This is a genomic window from Psychrobacter sp. APC 3426 (genome assembly GCF_030408035.1).
Taxonomy (GTDB): Bacteria; Pseudomonadota; Gammaproteobacteria; order Pseudomonadales; family Moraxellaceae; genus Psychrobacter.
In genome coordinates this window covers 1-800 of sequence record NZ_JASDCF010000065.1, presented here as the reverse complement: position 1 = coordinate 800, position 800 = coordinate 1, and the positions used below count along the sequence as shown (strand labels likewise).

The window sequence follows — 800 nt, the reverse complement described above, 5'->3', positions numbered from 1 at the left end:
GCCGCTATCGCAACCGTAGCAGCAATCACCTCTGGTGGCGAAGCCAAAGACTACGCGTCAATTGACTCAGCCCCAGAAGAAAAAGCACGTGGCATCACCATCAACACCTCACACGTAGAATATGACACCGCTGATCGTCACTACGCACACGTTGATTGCCCAGGTCACGCCGATTACGTTAAAAACATGATCACTGGTGCCGCTCAAATGGACGGCGCAATCCTAGTTGTATCAGCAACTGACGGCCCAATGCCACAAACTCGTGAGCACATCCTGCTATCACGTCAGGTTGGCGTACCGTACATCATCGTATTCATGAACAAATGTGACCTTGTTGATGACGAAGAATTGCTTGAACTAGTAGAAATGGAAGTTCGTGAACTTCTTAACGACTACGACTTCCCAGGTGACGACACCCCAATCGTAAAAGGTTCAGCCACCCAAGCCCTTAAAGGCGACGAAGGCAAATATGGCCAACCAGCCGTAGTAGAACTACTAGGTATCCTAGACACCTACATCCCAGAGCCAGAGCGTGACATCGACAAAGCATTCCTAATGCCAATCGAAGACGTATTCTCAATCTCAGGTCGTGGTACCGTAGTAACTGGTCGTGTTGAATCAGGTATCGTACGTGTTGGTGACGAAATTGAAATCGTTGGTATCCGTGACACGCAAAAAACCACCTGTACTGGTGTAGAGATGTTCCGTAAACTGCTTGACGAAGGTCGTGCAGGCGAAAACTGTGGCGTACTACTACGTGGTACTAAGCGTGAAGACGTACAACGTGGCCAAGTACTAGC

General features: G+C 49.1%; 1 protein-coding gene. It reads left to right on the top strand.

Features of this window, described 5'->3' with window-relative positions; translation table 11 throughout:
* Positions 1-800 (top strand): elongation factor Tu (locus tag QL919_RS14110; RefSeq protein ID WP_290190097.1); only part of this gene is annotated, 800 nt, incomplete at both ends.